This window comes from Mesorhizobium sp. M0028 (assembly GCF_040323855.1).
In the GTDB taxonomy this organism is placed as follows: domain Bacteria; phylum Pseudomonadota; class Alphaproteobacteria; order Rhizobiales; family Rhizobiaceae; genus Mesorhizobium.
The window spans coordinates 148,949-168,876 of record NZ_JAMYVG010000006.1 but is presented as its reverse complement, the minus strand read 5'-3'; the positions used below and the strand labels follow the sequence as shown (position 1 = coordinate 168,876).

Annotated in this window: 18 protein-coding genes; 9 read left to right on the top strand and 9 right to left on the bottom strand. The window is 62.8% G+C overall.

Annotation, left to right across the window (positions count from 1 at the left end; translation table 11 throughout):
- Positions 1–97 precede the first annotated feature (97 nt).
- Positions 98–304, bottom strand: a complete 207-nt coding sequence (locus tag NKJ93_RS14805; RefSeq protein WP_023721215.1) for a hypothetical protein — start codon at positions 302–304, stop codon at positions 98–100.
- 172 nt (positions 305–476) lie between these two features.
- Here NKJ93_RS14805 and NKJ93_RS14800 point away from each other — a divergent pair, with 172 nt between their 5' ends.
- From NKJ93_RS14800 to NKJ93_RS14790, 3 genes are read left to right on the top strand one after another with little or no spacing between them, the layout of a single operon-like run.
- Positions 477–4,358 carry a hydantoinase B/oxoprolinase family protein gene (locus tag NKJ93_RS14800; RefSeq protein WP_352589855.1) on the top strand — a complete coding sequence of 1,294 codons (3,882 nt, stop codon included), beginning with the start codon at positions 477–479 and terminating at the stop codon, positions 4,356–4,358.
- Positions 4,359–4,389: 31 nt separating this feature from the next.
- A complete protein-coding gene (locus tag NKJ93_RS14795) occupies positions 4,390–5,688 on the top strand; it encodes a BtaA family protein (RefSeq protein ID WP_031194591.1) in 1,299 nt (432 codons plus the stop codon).
- A complete protein-coding gene (locus NKJ93_RS14790) occupies positions 5,685–6,350 on the top strand; it encodes a class I SAM-dependent methyltransferase (protein WP_023721217.1) in 666 nt (221 codons plus the stop codon). The genes NKJ93_RS14795 and NKJ93_RS14790 overlap by 4 nt, the downstream gene beginning before the upstream one ends.
- Before the next feature lie 209 nt (positions 6,351–6,559).
- Here the strand turns inward: NKJ93_RS14790 and NKJ93_RS14785 are convergent, their stop codons facing one another.
- Positions 6,560–7,939: a serine hydrolase domain-containing protein gene (locus NKJ93_RS14785; RefSeq protein ID WP_352481549.1), complete on the bottom strand. Its 1,380-nt coding sequence runs from the start codon at positions 7,937–7,939 to the stop codon at positions 6,560–6,562.
- A gap of 318 nt (positions 7,940–8,257) precedes the next feature.
- Here NKJ93_RS14785 and NKJ93_RS14780 point away from each other — a divergent pair, with 318 nt between their 5' ends.
- Positions 8,258–9,055, top strand: a complete 798-nt coding sequence (locus NKJ93_RS14780) for a glycoside hydrolase family 25 protein (protein ID WP_352481550.1) — start codon at positions 8,258–8,260, stop codon at positions 9,053–9,055.
- 80 nt (positions 9,056–9,135) lie between these two features.
- Complete coding sequence (locus NKJ93_RS14775) at positions 9,136–10,308, top strand: lytic murein transglycosylase (protein WP_352481551.1); 1,173 nt, start codon at positions 9,136–9,138, stop codon at positions 10,306–10,308.
- Positions 10,309–10,395: 87 nt separating this feature from the next.
- Here NKJ93_RS14775 and NKJ93_RS14770 read toward each other — a convergent pair whose 3' ends face one another.
- A complete protein-coding gene (locus NKJ93_RS14770) occupies positions 10,396–11,289 on the bottom strand; it encodes a LysR family transcriptional regulator (protein ID WP_352481552.1) in 894 nt (297 codons plus the stop codon).
- A gap of 123 nt (positions 11,290–11,412) precedes the next feature.
- On the opposite strand from NKJ93_RS14770, the gene NKJ93_RS14765 reads away from it, so the two are divergent.
- A complete protein-coding gene (locus NKJ93_RS14765; protein WP_352589852.1) occupies positions 11,413–12,144 on the top strand; it encodes an SDR family oxidoreductase in 732 nt (243 codons plus the stop codon).
- Positions 12,145–12,280: 136 nt separating this feature from the next.
- Here the strand turns inward: NKJ93_RS14765 and NKJ93_RS14760 are convergent, their stop codons facing one another.
- The gene (locus NKJ93_RS14760; RefSeq protein WP_023721223.1) at positions 12,281–13,501 is read right to left on the bottom strand and encodes an alanine racemase; all 1,221 of its coding nucleotides are present in this window, start codon (positions 13,499–13,501) and stop codon (positions 12,281–12,283) included.
- A 224-nt stretch (positions 13,502–13,725) separates the two neighbouring features.
- Between NKJ93_RS14760 and NKJ93_RS14755 the strand changes: the two genes are divergently transcribed.
- A complete protein-coding gene (locus tag NKJ93_RS14755; protein ID WP_352589850.1) occupies positions 13,726–14,643 on the top strand; it encodes a DMT family transporter in 918 nt (305 codons plus the stop codon).
- Between the two features lie 8 nt (positions 14,644–14,651).
- On the opposite strand, the gene NKJ93_RS14750 is transcribed toward NKJ93_RS14755, so the two are convergent.
- From NKJ93_RS14750 to NKJ93_RS14735, 4 genes are all read right to left on the bottom strand, one after another.
- The gene (locus tag NKJ93_RS14750; protein WP_352589847.1) at positions 14,652–15,230 is read right to left on the bottom strand and encodes an RES family NAD+ phosphorylase; all 579 of its coding nucleotides are present in this window, start codon (positions 15,228–15,230) and stop codon (positions 14,652–14,654) included.
- 111 nt (positions 15,231–15,341) lie between these two features.
- Positions 15,342–15,779 (bottom strand): MbcA/ParS/Xre antitoxin family protein, encoded by a 438-nt coding sequence (locus tag NKJ93_RS14745; protein WP_023676794.1) that lies wholly within the window; start codon positions 15,777–15,779, stop codon positions 15,342–15,344.
- A 583-nt stretch (positions 15,780–16,362) separates the two neighbouring features.
- Complete coding sequence (gene metF, locus NKJ93_RS14740; RefSeq protein WP_023676795.1) at positions 16,363–17,280, bottom strand: methylenetetrahydrofolate reductase [NAD(P)H]; 918 nt, start codon at positions 17,278–17,280, stop codon at positions 16,363–16,365.
- Positions 17,280–18,302 (bottom strand): ArsR/SmtB family transcription factor, encoded by a 1,023-nt coding sequence (locus NKJ93_RS14735; protein ID WP_352495782.1) that lies wholly within the window; start codon positions 18,300–18,302, stop codon positions 17,280–17,282. Before NKJ93_RS14735 ends, metF begins: the two co-directional genes overlap by 1 nt.
- Before the next feature lie 139 nt (positions 18,303–18,441).
- On the opposite strand from NKJ93_RS14735, the gene tsaA reads away from it, so the two are divergent.
- Positions 18,442–18,966, top strand: coding sequence for a tRNA (N6-threonylcarbamoyladenosine(37)-N6)-methyltransferase TrmO (gene tsaA / locus NKJ93_RS14730; protein ID WP_352589845.1), 525 nt, complete (start codon positions 18,442–18,444; stop codon positions 18,964–18,966).
- Entirely contained in the window at positions 18,963–19,274 is a 312-nt protein-coding gene (locus NKJ93_RS14725) for a DUF2293 domain-containing protein (protein WP_352481556.1), read from the top strand. The genes tsaA and NKJ93_RS14725 overlap by 4 nt, the downstream gene beginning before the upstream one ends.
- Positions 19,275–19,382: 108 nt before the next feature.
- Here the strand turns inward: NKJ93_RS14725 and NKJ93_RS14720 are convergent, their stop codons facing one another.
- Entirely contained in the window at positions 19,383–19,928 is a 546-nt protein-coding gene (locus tag NKJ93_RS14720) for a gluconokinase (RefSeq protein ID WP_352495780.1), read from the bottom strand.

Below are 19,928 nucleotides of genomic sequence, written 5' to 3'. Positions count from 1 at the left end.
CGGCGCCAGCGTCGGCGCACTCGGCCGCAAGGCGCGGGTATCGTAAGCAGCAGAAAGGCCGGCGTGTGAGGCCGGCCTCTCTTGGTTGTCACATCAATTATTGCGCCGGGGCAGCCGGCGCAGGAGCGGGGGCCGGGGCCGGCTCGGCAGGTTTGTTGGCGTCAGGAGCAGCCGGCTTCATCGTCTGGTCGGATGCCGGCGGGTTAGTGCTCTGCGTCGTAGTGTTGTCGGTGCCGCTGTCGCTGCAGGCCGCAACGCCAAGCAAGGCAAGCGCCGAGACCGACGCAAGAATGAGTTTCTTCATGATATCTCTCCTCTAATCACGCCACCGTTACCGGCGACGATCGAGGACACAATGCATCAGGTCATGATGAGTTTCGTAACGTTGCGTTTCCGCGTGTAACATCAAGCGCTTGGCCGTACAAAGCGTTGAGCACTAACAGGATGCGTAAAATGAAAATGCCGGAGGCGCTGCCATGACCGCAAGATGGGATTTCTGGATCGACCGCGGCGGTACCTTCACCGACATCATCGGCCGGGACCCGGAAGGCGGGCTGCATCCCAGGAAACTCCTTTCGGAAAATCCCGAAGCCTATGCCGACGCTGCCATCCAGGGCATTCGCGAACTGCTCGGCGTCCAGCCCGGCGCCCCAATCCCTTCCGCTCTGATCGGCGACGTCAAAATGGGCACCACGGTCGCCACCAATGCGCTTCTCGAGCGCAAGGGCGACCGCGTGCTGCTGCTCATCACCAAGGGCTTCCGCGATGCGCTGAGGATTGCCTATCAGGCCAGGCCCGATATCTTTGCCAAGCAGATCATCCTTCCCGAACAGCTCTACGAGCACGTCATCGAGATAGACGAACGCGTGCGCGCCGACGGTCGTGTCGAACGCCTGCTCGACATCGCCTCCGTGCGTCCTGCCATCGAACAGGCCAAGGCTGACGGTATCGATGCGGTCGCGATCGTCTTCATGCATGCCTGGAAACATCCCGATCACGAAAAGGCGGTCGCCAAAGTCTGTCGAAAGCTCGGATTCTCGCAGGTCTCGGTCAGCCACGAGGTCTCGCCGCTGATCAAGCTGGTCGGCCGCGGCGACACCACGGTGGTCGACGCGTATCTGTCGCCGATCCTGGCAAGGTATGTGCAAAGGGTTGCGGCGGAACTGGGTGCCGCGCCAATCTCCCCCCTTGTGGGGGAGATGTCGGCGAAGCCGACAGAGGGGGGCGCTGTCCCGCCAACATCTCAGTCTGTCACGCCCCCCTCTGCCCTGCCCCCTTTGCCGCCACTTGGCATCTCCCCCACAACGGGGGAGATTGGCCAATCCCCCCGCCTTATGTTCATGATGTCGTCGGGCGGCCTCACCGCCGCCGACATGTTCCAGGGCAAGGATGCGCTGTTGTCCGGCCCGGCCGGCGGCGTCGTCGGCATGGTCGAGACGGCAAAACTCGCCGGTTTCGGCAAAGTCATCGGCTTCGACATGGGCGGCACCTCCACCGATGTCGCCCACTATGATGGCGACTACGAGCGCGCCTTCGACACCGAGGTCGCCGGCGTGCGCATCCGCGCGCCGATGATGCGCATCCACACCGTCGCCGCCGGCGGCGGCTCGATCCTGCACTATGAGGCCGGCCGCTTTCGCGCCGGGCCGGATTCGGCCGGCGCCAATCCCGGCCCGGCCGCCTACCGGCGCGGCGGTCCGCTTGCGGTCACCGACGCCAATGTCATGCTGGGAAAGCTGCAGCCCGACTTCTTTCCGGCCATTTTTGGGCCGGGCCAGGACGAACCGCTCGACGTGCGGACAGTTCGCGAGACGTTCACCGCACTTGCCGCCGAAATCGGCGACGGCCGCTCGCCGGAAGCCGTTGCCGAAGGGTTCGTCACCATCGCCGTCGAAAACATGGCCAATGCCATCAAGAAGATTTCGGTGCAGCGCGGCTACGACGTCACCGAATACCTGCTGAATTGTTTCGGCGGCGCCGGCGGCCAGCACGCTTGCCTCGTCGCCGATGCGCTCGGCATGGAGGCTGTGCTGATCCATCCCTTTTCCGGCCTGCTCTCGGCATACGGCATCGGCCTGTCCTCGGTGTTTGCGTCACGCCAGCAGGCGCTGCTGAAGCCGCTGGCGGACGATTCCGGGCCGGCGATCAACGAGCTCATCGCAACGCTGCGCAAAGCCGTCATCGACGAACTCGCCGCGCAAGGCATCACCGAAGACGCGGTCGCCTCGAAGCCGGTGCTGCAGATCCGCTATGACGGCACCGATACCGCGCTGCCTGTGAACTTTGGGCACGGCTCGATTGCGCAGGCCAAGGCGGACTTCGAACTGGCGCACAAGGCGCAGTTCGGCTTCGTCTATGACGACAAGCCGATGATCGTCGAATCGGTCGGCGTCGAAGGTACCGATACCGGCAGCACCGGCCGCGACGAAAGCGATTCATTTCTTGAACACAAGGCCGCAAGTCCTTCCGGGACGCGGAAAATTTTCGTCGACGGCATCTGGCGCGACGCTGGCATCTTCCCTCGCGAAACGCTGAAGCCCGGTAACAAGATCGCCGGCCCCGCTTTGATCATCGAGCCGAACCAGACCATCGTCGTCGAGCCCGGCTGGCAGGCCGAGATCACCGCCAAGGACCATGTACTGATGCGCCGCATCGAGAAGAAGCACCGGCAGGCCGCACTCGGCACCGAAGCCGATCCGGTGATGCTGGAGGTCTTCAACAATCTGTTCATGTCGATCGCCGAGCAGATGGGCGTAACGCTGCAGAACACCGCCTATTCGGTCAATATCAAGGAGCGGCTCGACTTCTCCTGTGCCGTTTTCGACCGGAATGGCGCGCTGGTCGCCAACGCGCCGCATATGCCGGTGCATCTCGGCTCGATGGACCGCTCGGTGGAGACCATCATCCGGCTCAATTCCGGCGACATTCACCCCGGCGACGTCTTTGCCCTGAACGCCCCTTACAATGGCGGCACGCATCTGCCTGATATCACCGTGGTGACACCGGTGTTTTCCCTCCCCCTCGAGGGGAGGGTGGCCGCGAAGCGGCCGGGTGGGGTCCTCTCAGAAGGCACCACAAATGCGTCGAGCACTGCCGCAACGACCCCCTCCGGCGGCTTCGCCGCCACCTCCCCCTCGAGGGGGGAGGAGATCCTCTTCTACGTAGCCTCGCGTGGCCACCATGCCGACATCGGCGGCACGGCGCCCGGCTCGATGACGCCGCTTGCCACTACCGTCGATGAGGAAGGTGTGCTGTTTGACAATTTCCGCATCGTCGATCGCGGCAGGTTCCGCAAGAAGGACCTGGAGACGCTGCTGACCGACCACCCCTACCCGGCGCGCAATCCGCACCAGAACATCGCCGACCTCAAGGCGCAGATCGCCGCGAACGAAAAGGGCGTCGCCGAGCTGCGCAAGATGGTCGCGCATTTCGGCCTTGGCGTCGTCGAAGCCTATATGGGCCATGTCCAGGACAATGCCGCCGAAAGCGTGCGTCGCGTACTGGAGCGGCTGCCCGACAGTTCCGAATACGAATATCCGACCGACACCGGCCAAATGATCAAGGTGAAGATATCGGTCGACCGGCACAAGCGCGAAGCGACCGTCGACTTCACCGGCACGTCGCCAGTGATGAAGAACAATTTCAACGCGCCAGAGCCGGTCGCCCGTGCCGCGGTGCTTTATGCCTTCCGCGTCATGGTCGAAGACAACATCCCGATGAATGCCGGATGTCTGCGGCCGATCAACATCGTCATTCCCGACGGCTCGATGCTGAAGCCCGCCTATCCCGCGGCAGTCGTCGCCGGCAATGTCGAGACCTCGCAGCACGTCACCAACGCGCTGTTCGGCGCGATGAGGGCAATGGCCAATGCGCAAGGCACGATGAATAATCTCACCTTCGGCAACAAGCAGTACCAGTATTATGAGACGATCTGCTCCGGTTCGCCGGCCGGCCGCATGAACGACGGCCGCGGCTTTCACGGCACCTCCGGCGTCCACACCCACATGACCAATTCGCGCCTGACCGATCCGGAAGTGCTGGAACTGCGTTTCCCGGTATTGCTCGAGGACTTTCATATCCGCGAAGGTTCCGGCGGCAAAGGCAAATGGAGCGCCGGCGACGGCACCAAGCGCACCATCCGCTTTCTTGAAAAGATGGAATGCGCGATCCTGTCCTCGCATCGCAACCGCCCGCCGCAGGGACTGGACGGCGGCGGCGATGGCGAGGCCGGCTCGACCAAGGTCCGGCGCAAGGATGGCCGCGTCGAGGTCCTGAAGGCCTGCGATCAGACCATCCTCGACGCCGGCGAGGCAGTCATCGTGACGACGCCGACGCCTGGTGGATTTGGCAAGGCCTGAACTCGCGTCAACAGGCTGTCACCGGCCTGTCATGACCCTGCGCTACCCGCTTGCGGCAAAGCAAACGGGGAATCGCCTTGCCATGACGGACATTTCTGGAGAACTGGTTTTTCGCCGCGGCAAGGAAGTTGGCAAAGCCGTCTACCAGAACCGCCCGCTGTCGAAAGCCGGCATCTCCGAGCGCTTGTTCGCCTTCCTGTTCTCCGGCCTTGTCTACCCGCAGATCTGGGAAGACCCCGAAATCGACATGGACGCGATGCAGCTCGGCAAGGGTCACCGCATCGTCACCATTGCCTCGGGCGGCTGCAACATCCTCGCCTATCTCACCCGGTCGCCGGAAAGGATCGATGCCGTCGACCTCAACACCGCCCACATCGCGCTGAACCGTATGAAGCTCGAAGCCGTCCGTCACCTGCCGTCGCAGGGCGACCTGTTCCGTTTCTTCGGCGCGGCTGAGACCGGGCACAATTCGCAGGCCTACGACCGCTTCATCGCACCGCATCTCGACCCGGTCAGCCGCCATTATTGGGAGCGCCGCAGCTGGCGCGGCCGTCGCCGCATCGCTGTCTTCGACCGCAATTTCTACCAGACCGGCCTGCTTGGCCTGTTCATCGCCATGGGCCATCGCACCGCAAAATTCTTCGGCGTCGACCCGGCCGACATCATGGACGCCAAGAGCATCGCCGATCAGCGCCGCTTCTTCGACGAAGAGCTGGCGCCGGTCTTCGAAAAACCGCTGCTGAAATGGGCGACTTCGCGAAAAGCTTCGCTGTTCGGCCTCGGCATTCCGCCGGCCCAGTACGATTCGCTGATCACCTCGGGTGACGGCACCATGGCCAGCGTGCTCAAGGCGCGGCTGGAAAAGCTCGCCTGCGATTTTCCGCTGAAGACCAACTATTTCGCCTGGCAGGCTTTTGCCCGCCGCTATCCCAATCCCGGCGAGGCCGCCCTGCCCGCCTATCTCGAAAAGCGCAACTACAAGACGATCCGCAACAATGTCGATCGCGTGGCAATCCACCATGCCAATCTGATCGAGTTCCTTGCCGGCAAGGATGCCGGTTCGGTCGACCGCTTCGTGCTGCTCGACGCACAGGACTGGATGACGGACGACCAGCTCAACGGGTTGTGGGCCGAGATCACCCGAACCGCCTCCACCGGCGCCCGCGTCATCTTCCGCACCGCAGCGGAACCCAGCCTGCTGCCCGGCCGCGTCTCGAATTCGCTGCTCGACCAGTGGCGCTACGAGAACGACGCCTCGCGCGAGTTTTCGGCGCGCGACCGCTCGGCGATCTATGGCGGCTTTCATCTCTACGTGAAGCAGGGCGCATGAGCACGACCGAGTTGCCGGCCAGTCATGCCGAGCTGATGGACGGCGTTTACCGCTGGCAGCGTCATATCTACGACCTGACCCGCAAATATTATTTGCTCGGTCGCGACCGGCTTATCGCCGGCCTGGATGTGCCGGCCGGCGGCACCGTGCTCGAGCTCGGCTGCGGCACCGGCCGCAACATCATCCTTGCCGCCCGCCGCTATCCCGGCGCGCGCTTCTTCGGCCTCGATATTTCGGCCGAGATGCTGGAGACGGCCACCGCCGCCCTTGCCCGCGAAGGCCTCTCCGGCCGCGTCACGCTGGCGCGCGGCGATGCCACGGATTTCGACGCAAAGGCGCTGTTCGGCGTCGAAAATTTCGACCGCGTCTTTGTCTCGTATTCGCTGTCGATGATCCCCGGCTGGGAGAAGACGGTATCCGCGGCTCTTGCTGCCCTGTCATCTGGCGGCTCGCTGCATATCGTCGATTTCGGCCAGCAGGAGGCCCTGCCCCGCTGGTTCCGCACGCTGCTGCGCGGCTGGCTGAAAAAATTCCATGTCGAGCCACGTCAATCGCTGCGCGCGGTTCTCGATTCGGAATCTGCAAGAACCGGTGCAAGCTTCCGTTTCCAAGCGCTTTATCGCGGCTATGCGTGGCTCGCTGTGATCGGCCTAGGTCGATAGCCAGGGTGTGTTGAGATTCAGGTCAGGCCGAGTCGAAAACGGTGGGCTCCGAGAACCGGCGCGGGGTGTACTTTTGGGTACGTGAGCACCGGCCTACGCCGGCCGTAGCCTTAACTGCCACGACCGCTCATGAGTGCTTTGGCCGGCGAAGGCCGGAAGCGCAGGAAACCGCCGTTTGCAGGCCGGTATCACCTGAATATCGATACAGCCTAATGCAGCGCCTTGACCAGCGCCGCCACCATTACCTGCGGCCGGTAGCCGAGCCTGGCCGGCGTCAGCCCGAGCCGCACCACAACCAGCTGCTCGGAGGGAATGATGGCGACCGTTTGCCCATCATGCCCCTCCATCCAGTAGGTGTCCTTGGGCAGGCCGGCGGCAATGCCGGCGCCGGGATTTTCCTCGTCGCCCGGCCCTTCGATCCATAATTGCCCCTTGCCGTAGACCTTCGAGGCAGTTGCCGGTTCCCGCATCCAGTCGACGAAGCCGGCGGGCAGGATCGCCTTGCCGTTCCAGACGCCACCCTGCAGCAGGAATTGGCCGAAGCGCGCCCAGTCGCGTGCCGTGGCATAGAGATAGGACGAGCCGACGAAGGTGCCGTGCTCGTCGGCCTCTAACACCGCGCTCCGCATGCCGAGCGGATCGAACAGCGCGACCCTCGGCCACGCCAGCGCCTTGTCCTTGTCGCCGATCGCGTCCTGCCACAATCGGGACAGCATCACCGCCGTGCCGCTCGAATAGGAAAACACCTTGCCGACCTCGCCGGTCAGCGGCTTGGATCCGGCAAATGCTGCCATGTCCGGTTCGAGATAGAGCATGCGCGTCACATCGGCGACGTCGCCATAATCCTCGTTGAATTCCAGTCCGCTCGACATTGCCATCATGTCGGCGAGGCTGATCACGGCACGGCCATCTGCTTGCCAGGGTCGAAACAGGCCCTGGTTGGTGATCGCCAGCTTGCCGTCCTTCATCAGCGTGCCGACGATCGCCGCATTCACCGTCTTGGTCATTGACCAGCCCAGTAGCGGGGTCTTTTCGGAAAAGCCGTCGCCATAGCGCTCTGCGACGATGCGGCCGTTCTTGACCACCACCACCGCCCGCATGCCAGCACCGGTCAATGCCGGATCGTCGAGGATTGCCGTGACCTCGGGATCCTGCGAGGCATCGGCCTTGTCGCCCTCCGGCCAGATCGCATCGGGCAGCGGCGCCGGCGTCGGTGCAACTCCCGCGACAGCCTTGGCGGCGGCAATATCGCTGTCGGGAACCGAGGCGCAGCCGAGCCCGTCGCGGGCGACCGCGACACTCTTGCCGAGCCCGCCGAACAGGCCCGCCGAAACCGTTCCCTTCTCCTTGTCCACCGACACTCTCATCAGCTTCAGCAGCGGATGGCCCGGCGCCTGCACATCGACGGCGAGCACGTCGTCGGCGTCTCGCCCTGCGATGAAGACGTTCGAACAGACGATCTTGGCCGAATAGCCGGAACCGACGCGGATCAGTTCCGGCGGCGCGAAATACAGCCAGCCGGCGAGCATCGCAGCGGCCAGCACAGCCAGGCCCAGCAGCCATTTGACGAACTTCAGAAGGATCTGCATTTTTTTCGAATTCCCCCCGAGCGCGATCTATGTCATCGATTTGCCGCCATTGTTTCGGCAAAATCGCGGCTCTTGTCGAGCGCCGTCAACCGAATATCAACCATGATCGGCGATCACGAGGGACTGGGCGATTCTGTGGGGTGATCGTCCGGCTGGGCTTGCATGCATGTGTCCCAAACTGCGCAACGGTTTGGGAATGCATGAAACGAAGATCCAGGCGCTTCGCGTAAGTCAGTTTCAAACGCGTCGCGCCCGGTCGAGGGGCCACCCGCGGAAAGACCCATCAGCGGCCGGCTGAAACCGGCTCGGGAAGTAGCGATGCGCCGTTTCGCGGTCCTCATCACGCTGATGCTGCTTGGTGCCTGCTCGACGGTCGATGATCTGACGCCATCGCTGTCGTCGTCCAGCGCCCCGACGGTTGCGGTACGCGCGCCCCGTTTTGCCGATTCCGACCCGCATGAATGGGATAGCGGCGCACCGTGGAGCTACGCCGTCCACGGCACCGACGTCTCCAAATACCAGACATCGATCGACTGGCCGGCGGCCAGGGCCAGCGGCATCTCCTTTGCCTTTATCAAGGCTACCGAAGGCGGAGACCGGTTCGATGAAGCTTTCAACGAGCATTGGAGCCGCACGAAGGCCTCGGGTATCCCCCGTGCCGCCTATCATTTCTTCTACTTTTGCACGCCGGCCGCTACCCAGGCGCGCTGGTTCATCCAGAACGTGCCCAAAGACAGTTCGGCGATGCCGCCCGTTCTCGACATGGAATGGAACCCGAAATCGCCGACCTGCAAGCTGCGGCCAGATTCCGCCACGGTACGCAGCGAGATGAGCACATTCCTCAAAATCGTCGAAAAACACTACGGCAAGAAGCCGATCATCTACACGTCGGTCGACTTCTTCGAAGATAATGGTCTATCGGGTTTCCGGGGCTACCCCTACTGGCTGCGCTCCGTCGCCGGGCACCCGCGCCAGAAATACGGCAGCCATCCATTCACCTTCTGGCAGTATACCGGAACGGGCGTCGTGCCGGGCATGGCCGGAAACGCCGACATCAACGTCTTCAACGGCTCCGAAGCCGCCTGGAAGAAGTGGTTGCGGCAGAACACCCGTTGACACCAGGCCTGCCGCCTGCTTTTCGACACAGCCAATGACGAATACCCGCAACCGCTGGTAATCTTCTCGGAAGGATGGCGATGCGATCGCGCTTTGGAATTCTCGCGGCGCTGCTCCTGACCGCCGTGCCGGCCGCGGCACAGCAATGCGGCGGCGATTTCGAGGCATGGAAGCAGGGCGTGGCGGCGGAGGCCAGGGCGGCCGGCGTCGGCGCTGCCGGCCTTGATGCGCTGGAAAACGCCACCCTCGATGAGAAGGCGCTGGCACGCGACCGCGCCCAGGGCGTCTTCACCCAGACCTTCATCGAATTCTCGAACCGCATGATCTCGTCGCATCGACTGAAGCAAGGCGCGGCCAATCTGCAAAAATATGCCGAGATCTTTGCCCGCGCCGATCGCGAATTCGGCGTGCAGGCGCCGGTCATCGCTGCTTTCTGGGCCCTGGAAACCGATTTTGGCGCCGTGCAAGGCGATTTCCACACACTGAACGCACTGGTCAGCCTCTCGCATGACTGCCGCCGCCCGCAGTTGTTCCGGCCGCAGATCGTGCCGCTGCTGATGCTGATCGATCGCGGCGTGGTGCCGGCCGACGTGACCGGTGCCTGGGCCGGCGAGATCGGCCAGACGCAGATGTTGCCTTCCGACTATCTCGGCCACGGCGTGGACGGCGACGGCAATGGCCTGGTCGACCTGCGCGGCAGCGCGCCTGATGTGATCATGAGCACGGCCAGCAAGATCCAGTCGCGCGGCTGGAAGCGCGACCAGCCCTGGATCGAGGAAGTCCGTGTGCCCGACGATTTGCCGTGGGAGCAGACGGGACGCACCAACAAGCTGCCGTTGATGCAATGGACCCAGTGGGGCGTTACCAGGCCAGACGGCACGCCGCTTCTCGACAACGGCCTGAAGGCCGGCCTGGCGCTGCCCATGGGTCGCAAGGGGCCAGCCTTCCTGACCTACGACAATTTCGACGTCTATCTCGAGTGGAACCAATCCTTCACCTATGCCCTGACCGCGGCAAATCTTGCCGCCCGGCTGGGGGGCGCGCCGCGATTCGATCCGCGCAACCCGGAACCCGGCCTCAACGGCGACGAGATGAAGGCGCTGCAGACCAAGCTCGAGGCGAAAGGTTATGACGTCGGTACCGTCGACGGCATCCTAGGCACCAACACCCGCGAGGCGATCCGCAAGGAGCAGATGCGGCTCGGCCTGCCGGTCGACGGCTGGCCGACGCTCGAGCTGCTGGCCAGGCTGTGAGGGCGGTGAATGGTGAATGGTGAAAAGAATAGCACCCGAGCCGCACTGAACACCAGAGCTACTACTATTCACTATTCACTATTCACATCACCGCCTGGCAAGCAAGAAATCGATGAAGGCTCGCAGCGGCGCGGGAACCTGCCGGGAACTTGCGTGATATAGATAAAAACCCGGAAATCTCGGCGACCAGGCTTCGAGAAAGCGGATGAGCTTTCCCGCTTCGATCCACGGCCGGACCTGGTATTCCAGCATGTACGCCACGCCGACCCCATCCAGAACCGCCCCGATCATCAGGTCCGTATCGTTGACCGTCAGGCCACCGCTGACGGCCACTTCCAGGGCACGTTGGCCTCGGGCGAACTCCCACCGGTAGAGATTGCCGCCGCTCGGCCACTGGAAATTGATGCACTGGTGCTGATGCAGGTCCGCGGGGTGACGGGGTATCGGGTGATGCTGCAGATACCTCGGCGCCGCCACTGCAGCCATCTCGAGCTCCTCGCTGAGCTTCACAGCCACCATATCCTTGTGCAGCCGCTCACCCAGTCTGATTCCAGCATCGAAGCGGCCCTCGACGATGTCGGTGAGCATGTCGTCGACAATGATTGTGAGGGCGATATCGGGATAGGCGCGGCGGAAATCGCCGAGGATCGGCGCGATGAAACGCGTGGCGGCGATGCGCGGAACATTGATGCGCAGCGAGCCTGCTGGCCGGCCGCGTGATGCATGCGCGTCCGCGACGGCGCCTTCCAGTTCGCCGAATGCCGGTGCGATGCGGGCAAACAGCTTCTCGCCCTCAGCGGTCGGCGACATGCTGCGCGTGGTGCGGTTAAGCAGGCGGATACCGAGACGCTCTTCCAGCCCACGTATCGTCTGGCTGAGTGCTGGAGGCGAAATCCTGAGCTTGGCCGCGGCGCGGACAAAGCTTCCCTCTTCGATGATTGCTGCAAATGCCGTGAGTTCGGAAAACTCGCTTCCTCGCATTATGTACCTCAGGCTTAACAAGTCAGTTAGATAATAGGCTATTCTCTGAGCAATAGCATGCCCCTAGCTTTTCCCCGGAACGCCGCTCGATCGAGGCGGCCGTAGCCAGACGAAGGAACAGCCATGCATCGTCCACTCGAAGGCAAGACCGCACTTGTGACCGGCAGCTCGCGCGGCATCGGACGCGCCATCGCCGAGGGGCTCGCGGCCAAGGGTGCTGCCGTGGTCGTCAACTATGTCGGCAACGAGAAAGCAGCCAGGGAAGTCGTTGCCGCCATTGAAGGGATTGGCGGAAAAGCCGTCGCCATCCAGGCGGACGTCTCCAGCATCCCCGACATTCGCAAGTTGTTCGACGAAACCGAACGGCAGATGGGGCCGATTGACATCGTCGTAGCCAATGTCGGCGTCGCCGTCATAAAGCCGCTCGTCGAGGCCACCGAAGCGGACTTCGATCATGTGTTCGGGGCCAATGCCAAGGGCACCTTCTTCACGCTTCAGGAAGCGGCGCGCCGCGTTCGCGACGGTGGCCGCATCATTGCCGTCTCCACCGGTGGAACGAAGATGTTCTTCACGCACACGGCGCTTTATCTCGGCAGTAAGGGAGCCGTCGAGCAGTTCGTCCGCGTCCTCTCGCGCGAACTCGGCCCGCGCGCCGTTACCGTGAATGCGCTTTCGCCAGGCTTCACCGACACCGACCTGCTTCCGGAGCGGGACCGGGCCGTGGCCGCCGGCATGTCGCCCTTCGGCCGGATCGGAGCGCCGCGCGACGTCGCCGATGTCGCGGTTTTCCTGGCTTCGGACGAAGCTCGCTGGCTGACCGGCGAGAACATCCAGGCCGGCGGCGGAGTAGCCTGACTGAATGGTGAATGGTGAATGGTGAATGGTGAATGGTGAATGGTGAATGGTGAATGGTGAAAAGAACAACACCTGAGCCGCGCAGAGCACAAGAGCTACTACTATTCACTATTCACTATTCACTATTCACTATTCACTAATCCGCCATCGTCTCGAGGCTGGCGAACCCTTGCGGCGCGTCGCCTTCGTCGAATGGCGTTGCCACCTCGACGAAGGTGTCGGGATAGAAGCCGTTGAACCGTGTCCTGAGCGACAGCGAGTAGGCGCCGATATGGCCGATCTCTATCCAGTCGCCGGTATCGACGGTTTCGGGCAGCCAGAACGGCCGCGACAATATATCGACGGAATCGCAGGTCGCGCCGCAGACCTTGAAGGGCACGATGGTCTTGTCCTCGCCATTGCGCGAGCGGATCGCCGGATCGGGGATGAAGCGCGCCGGCAGCGTGATCTTGCCGGTCCATGAATCCGACAGCGACGCCCAGATGCCGTCATTGATGTAGAGCCTTTTGCCCTTGCGCAGCAGCACGCGCACGATCAGCGACAGGCAGCGCGCCACGATCACCCGGCCGGGCTCGGCCACCAGCGGCATCTGGTCGAATTGGTACTCCTGGAGGTCGCCCGATAATCGCGACATGATCTGGCCGAGCGACGGCATCTCCGGCTTGCGGCTGTTCGGGTCATGGCCATATTCGGCCGGAAAGCCGCCGCCGACATCGAGCCCGGCAATGTCGAAACCGACGCGGTTGCGCACCCAGTCGGCCGAAGCCAGCGCCCGCTCATAGGTGTCGGGATCCTCGATCTGGCTGCCGACGTGAAAGCACAGCCCGACCTTGTAGCCGGTTCGGTTCAGCCGTTCGGCGAGTTCCACCGCATTGGCCGGTCCGGCGCCGAACTTCTTCGACAGTTCGTAGGCCGCCGAGCCTTTCGTCTGGATGCGCACGAACACGGTGATCGCGCCCGGATCGATGTCGAGCGCCCGCACCACCCTGGTCAGCTTGGTGATCTCGTCCTCATGGTCGAGCGAAATGACGCGGATGGCGTATTTCTCCAGCGCCAGCCTGATGTCCGACTGCGCCTTCACCGGGTGCATGTAGAGCATCTCGGCGTCGGGCGAGACGGCGCGCACGGCGGCGAATTCGCCGGGCGAGGCCACATCGAAGGCGCTGACGCCGGCCTCGACCAGCGCGTTGAGCACGATCTGCTCGCCATTGGTCTTGACCGCATAGGCGGTCTTGCCGGGAAACATGCCCATGAACTGTTTGGCGTCCGCCTTCAGCACCTGCGGGCGGAAGCAATAGATCGGATCGTCCGGGCGCAGCGCCAGCGCTGCCTCGCGGGCATTTTCGAATCGCTGCATGGACGAATCCCTTGACTGAGGCTGCGCACAATTAATCCAAGCTAGCGGCTAATGAAAACAATTCTATGTCTCGCCGCCCCGGCTTCGCGGCGCTACGCCTTTCTGTACGCCGGTTATGGGCGAGCTAGGCCATCGCTCAGGTTTCGGGTGGCCCTTGCGGCCGGATCGGGTATGGCGTGAACAGACGCCTGAAGAGCAAGGCATCTCGTCTGGGAGGACGACCAATGGCGATAGCTGCCACCACCACGATGCGCGGGCCGATGGTGCTCAAGGACTGGGCGCAGCTTCTGCTGCTCGGCGCCATCTGGGGCGGTTCGTTCTTCTTTGCCCGCATTGCGGTGGCGGAACTTCCTCCGCTGGTGCTGGTGCTGTTCCGCGTCACCATCGCGGCGGCGGCACTTCAGCTCTATCTTGCGGTTCGCGGCCCATCCTTTCGCCTCGCTTTGCCGCATGCCGGCCTGTTCTTCCTGCTGGCGCTCGCCAACAATGTCATCCCTTTCTCGCTGATCTTTGCCGGCCAGACCGAGCTTGGCGCCGGCGTCGCCTCGGTGCTCAATTCGACGACGCCGTTCTGGACGCTGATCCTCGCCAACGCCCTGACCAGCGACGAAAAGCTGTCCTGGAACAAGCTTGCCGGCATCGCCCTCGGTATCGCGGGAACGGCGGTGATGATCGGTCCCGGCCTCGTCGCCGGGCTCGGCGGCCCGGTCTGGGCGAAATTCGCGCTCATCGGAGCGTCACTATCCTATGCGATTGCGCTGATGATTGCCCGCCGCTTCAAGGGTGTGCCGTCACCGGTCATTGCCACCGGACAATTGACTTGCTCGACCATCATCATGATCCCGGTCGTTCTGTTCACCTACGGGACCGCCAATCTGTTTTCGGCTTCGCCGCCGGTCTGGGCGGCGGTGCTGGCGCTGGCGCTGCTGTCGACCGCGTTCGCCTATATCCTCTATTTCAACCTTGTCGCCTCGGCCGGCGCCACCAACGCCTCGCTGGTCACGCTCATCGTGCCGGCCAGTGCCATCCTGCTCGGCTTCCTGTTCCTAGGCGAGCGGCTCGAACTGTTCGAATTGGGCGGCATGGCGCTGATTGCGCTTGGCCTCGTCACCATCGACGGTCGCCTGTTCGGGCGGCGTTAGAGATGGCGCTATATGGGCGTGATCGCCGGAACAGATGAACCCTGCCATTCCAGACGCCAGATACCGCCTTGCCGGAGATTCTGAACGAGATCTGGATGGAAGGCGGCAAGGCAGGTCCCGCCAACATGTCTCACGGAAGGATAGACAAAACCGGTCGCGGGGTCTTGCTTGCGGAGTTGCTTCGCCAGCGCCTGCCCGGCAGGATAGGCTAAGGCAGTATCCGGATCGAGCACCGGGTCCTTGCTGAACTCAGCGCCGCGCAGATCGTGAAACGAGCCTATGAAGTCGGCAACGAGCTCCGCATAGTCGGTAACGTTTTCGAACCGTTCGATCGCAGCAAGCTCGCGCGTCAGATGAAACGAGACCTCGCCGAGCGCGGTTTCCGCATCGAACGCACAGTACCAGACGCCCCTGGCATCATCGTTGAAACGATTGCCGCCCGGACGGGTGTAAGCGAACGCCGCATTGATGAAGGTGTAGCCCGGCCTCCCGAAGACCAGTTCGCGCGGATCGAGGTCGGGCAATCCCCCTTGCTGCGCCTGAAGACGGCCGCTGGTGGCTCCTTCAAGCTCCGCAAGGTCCTCCATATCTCCATGATTCCTGGCCAACGGCATCAGGACCGGCTCCTTGAGCCTGCCTGTCGAAATCAGCCGGATCGTGTCGCGCTGGGAAATGTCGGCGCGCGGCGGGATCTGCATTCAAAGTCCGCCACGCAAAGCGTCGATGTGTTGGCGAACCTGCAGCAGCTTCGGAATGCCGCCCTCGATCATCACGTCCAGGGGGCGCCGGCCACCATACAGAGGTCCTTTGTTCGGCAACCGCACCCATTCATCGGCAAGCGCTTCGGAAAACAGAAGCCGCAGTCCCTTGAAGATGCCGATCAGGGCGCTGATGCGTGTCAGCGAATCCTGGGAGAGAACGCCCTCCCACTCGCCTTTCTTCATACGGAACCAGGTTCTCTCCGATACGTCGCCGATCAAGGTGCATATCTCGGTGCTGGTCAGATGCCAGATGTCTGCGAGCCTGACGATGCCGGCAACAGCCGCTGGCGTGAGCCGCGCCCGTGCCGAGGCATCCGCCAGATTTGCCGGCAAAGCCTGATTTGCAGGATCGCGAACCGCATAAGCGACACTCATTCCAACCTCCATCACTTGGCAGACAATATACTGCCAATTGGCAGGATATGCAAGTCCCGGCTATCCTCACAACGCGCTGCTGGTTGCCCCATCGCATTCGTATGGCGTGCAGCACCCGGTTGGACATGACGCTCTGACGCTCCGAACCTTCAGTCGGTCCGAAAATCGAATCCGATTTCTGGAGCGGTAGCGCTGCCATTCTCGTTACTGCCCCGGCTTTGCCACAGATTATTCACAGGTCCCGAGCCGGCTTTTGACAAAGAGTTTCAATGCCTAACGGCAAACGGCAGGTCGCAAATTCCACAATCTCGTCGCATTGCAGCAAAGTTTCTGCTTGCCTGTGGCACAAATGACCCTAGACTCTCGCCATAGCTCTTTAAGAGGAGGCTATGACATGGGACTGACGAGGCCGATCAACGCATTGATGATTTGTGCTGCGTTTGCATTCATCGGCGCCCTCATTATGGGCGTCCTTCCATAAGGCCGCTAAGCGGGGGAAGACCAGCACCGAATACTACAACCATTGAAAGGGCCGGGCATTTTGCCCGGCCTTTTGCATTCCCCCGATCTTTGACATTTCGCATTACGCCGCGGCCGATCCAGCCGCCTCGACTTCGTGCGACCTGATGCCGATCATGTGGCAGATGGCAAAGACCAGATCGGCCCGGTTCATCGTGTAGAAGTGGAAATCGCCGACGCCGCGCTCGACAAGGTCCAGCACCTGCTCGGCCGCAACCGCGGACGCCACCAGCGCATGCGTTTGCGGGTCGTTCTGCAGCCCATCGAAGCGCTCGGCCAGCCATGCCGGCACCAAGGCGCCGCAACGCGCCGAGAAGTTGGCGACCTGGGTGAAATTGTGCACCGGCAATATGCCCGGCACGATCGGTATGTAGATGCCGGCCCGCCGTGCCCGCTCGACATAGCGTTCATAAAGATCGTTGTCGAAGAAGAACTGGGTGATCGCCCGCGTCGCTCCATTGTCGGCCTTGCGCTTCAGCATGTCGAAGTCGGTGGCGAAATCCGGGCTTTCCGGATGCTTTTCCGGATAGGCCGAGACCGATATGTCGAAATCGCCGGCGCCCTTCAACGCGTCGACCAGCTCGGCGCCATTGGCATAGCCTTCCGGATGCGGCCGGTAGGCCGCGCCGACGCCCTCGGCCGGATCGCCGCGCAGGGCGACGAAACGCTTGACGCCCATATCGGCGAACTCTCGGATCACCGCATCGACCTCGTGACGCGCCGCATCGACGCAAGTCATGTGCGCCGCCGGCGTCAGCGTCGTTTCGTTGAGGATGCGCTTGACGGTGCGGGCCGTGCGCTCGCGGGTCGAACCACCGGCGCCATAAGTGACGGAGACGAATTTGGGCTTGAGCGGCTCCAGCCGGGTGACCGTATCCCACAGCCTTGCTTCCATCTCGTCGTTTTTCGGCGGAAAGAACTCGAACGAAACCCTGACCTTGTCGCCGATGTCGGGGCGGCGGGAGAAGCGGAACTGGTTCATCAGGCGGTTTCCCCTATCGGATACGCATTGGCCGGTTGTCTGTCGTTGGAAGGCTCGGCAATCAGCATGCGCCGATCGCGGCCGAGCCAGAGTTTGACGGTGAGCTTGGCCTCGTTGCCGCCGTGCGGCTCGAATTCCTGGCTGTCCTCGAGATTGAGGCCAGCCTCGGAAAACCAGTCGCCGATTTGCCGGTCGGAAAAGCCGAGACGCATATGCGCGTGCTCCTCGCGCAAGAACTCCAGCGTGTGCGGCGCGAAATCGACGATCACCAGCCGGCCGGCCGGGCGCAACAGCCGTGCCGCCTCGCGGATGGCGCGGGCAGGATCGTCGAGATAATGCAGCACCTGATGGATGGTAACGAGATCGAAGGCGTCGCGCTCGACCGGCGGCGCAAAAATATCGCCCTGCCGCACCTGCGCATTCGAAACGCCGGCCTTGTCGAGATTGGCGCGCGCCACCGTCAGCATCTCGCGCGACATATCGATGCCGACACCGCGCCGATAGAGCGGCGAAAAGATCTCGAGCAGGCGCCCGGTGCCGGTGCCGAGATCGAGCATCGACTGGAACGGCCGCTTGCCGACGAGCTTTACGAGTGCTGCTTCGACCGCGCGGTCCGGCACGTGCAGCGAACGGATATGGTCCCAGCTTGCGGCGTTGACCGAGAAGTATTGGGCGGCCCGGTCCTGCCGCTTGCGCTTGACCGCGGCCAGCCGTTCGAGATCACGCTCGACCTGTGGATCGGCGCCGCGGATGCCGGAGACCAGCCTGAGCACGAAATCGCGCGACGTGTCGGAATCCGAAAGCCGGAAGAAGGCCCACGAGCCCTCCTGGTAGCGGCCGATCAGCCCGGCCTCCAGCAGCAATTTCAAATGGCGCGAGACGCGGGGCTGCGACTGGCCGAGGATTTCGGTGAGATCGGAAACGGTTAGATCGCCGCGCGACAGCAGCGCCAATATACGCAGCCGGCTGGATTCGGCTGCCGCCTTCAACGTATCTACCATCGTGTCGAGAGCGACATGCATGCAAGCATTCTCTTTGAAAAGATATAAACATATGTTTATGTCGATTTTGATAGGCTTGCAAGCGCTATGTCGCTTCCGGACAAGAAAATGACGCATGCGTGGCGGATCGCGCAAAGCCGCAAGCATCGAGGCGAGAACCATGTTCGAAACGCGCAGCGGCGAAAAGCTTCTGGAAACCGACCCGGAAACGATGCCGCCGGATGGCCATGTCGTCTTCATCGGCCGCATCGCTTCGCCTTGGACGACACGGGAAACCTGCCCCAAAAACATGAGGGCCGCGCGGGAGACAGGACAGCCGGCGCACTTGGTCATCGACCCGCTCTACCGGGATGGCCTGCTTGGGCTGGAACGCGCCAGCCACGTGATCATCCTGTCCTGGCTGCACCATGCGCCGCGGCAACTGATTGTCCAGAAACCCCGCCATGCAGTTGAACCGAAGGGCGTCTTTTCACTGCGCTCCCCTGCCCGGCCGAACCCAATTGGGCTGCATGTAGCCAGGCTGGTTGCCGTCGACATCGATATCGGCCGCATCGATCTCGACGCCATCGACGTGCTCGACGGCACGCCGGTCATCGACATCAAGCCCTATTTCGCTTCGATCGATGCCTTCGCCGAGGCGACCATGGCCGGGCGGGACGAGTCACCCAGATCGGATGAGCAGTGAGCGCCCCGACCGGCCGCCGCCGCGCCATCGCCAAGGCACTGACAGCGCTCCTGCCGCTGGCGCCCTATGCCGACATGGAAAAAATCCGTGCCGATGCCGGCGCCGTGCATATGAAGACCTTGCCACCGAGCATTGCCGTATGGCTGGCGACAATAGCCCACATCCGCCATATGCACACCGACTACGAAAAGCTGCTGGCCGAAGGCTATGACCGCGATTCCGCGCGCTTCTTCGTCATCGAACAGACCAACATCGTGCTCACCCGCTGGCGCGCCACCCGCTTGCTCGACGATGGCGATGAGGCATAGAGCGATGCAAGCACACGCGTCGAGTTCTACGCTCTTCACCATTGTGATTGGCGAAATCCAGGGATGACAGCCAATCTCGAAAGTTGCAGGACTGAACGAGGCGCTAAACTAGCGTGCCAGCAAGCTCAAGGCAGTCGCGACGATGTCGGCGACCGGACGCGTGCCATCCAAGGTTATTGCCGCCTCGTCCGTCGCTGGCGCCTCCAGCGTGGCGAACTGGCTGTCGACCAGGCTTGCCGGCATGAAGTGGCCCTTGCGATTGCCGACGCGCCGCATCGCCGTTGCCGGGTCGATCTCCAAATAGACGAAAACGATATCCGGGCAAAAGCCGCGCAGGCGATCGCGATAGCTGCGCTTCAGCGCCGAGCAGGCGGCGACCACACGTTGCCCGCTTGCGATCGACGCGGCCATGCGCTGGCCGATCGCGTCGAGCCAGCCTGCGCGCAGCGCGTCGGTAAGCGGTTGTCCGCTCGCCATGCGCGCGACGTTTTCGGGCGGATGCAGCCTGTCGCCTTCGATAAAGAGGGCGCCCAATGCCGCTGCAAGCGCTTCGCCGACGACCGACTTGCCGCAGCCGGCAACGCCCATCACCACGATGGCGGGTATCGTTCGAACAGTGCTCGCCGGCTTATATGACACGTCGTTCCCGGTCAT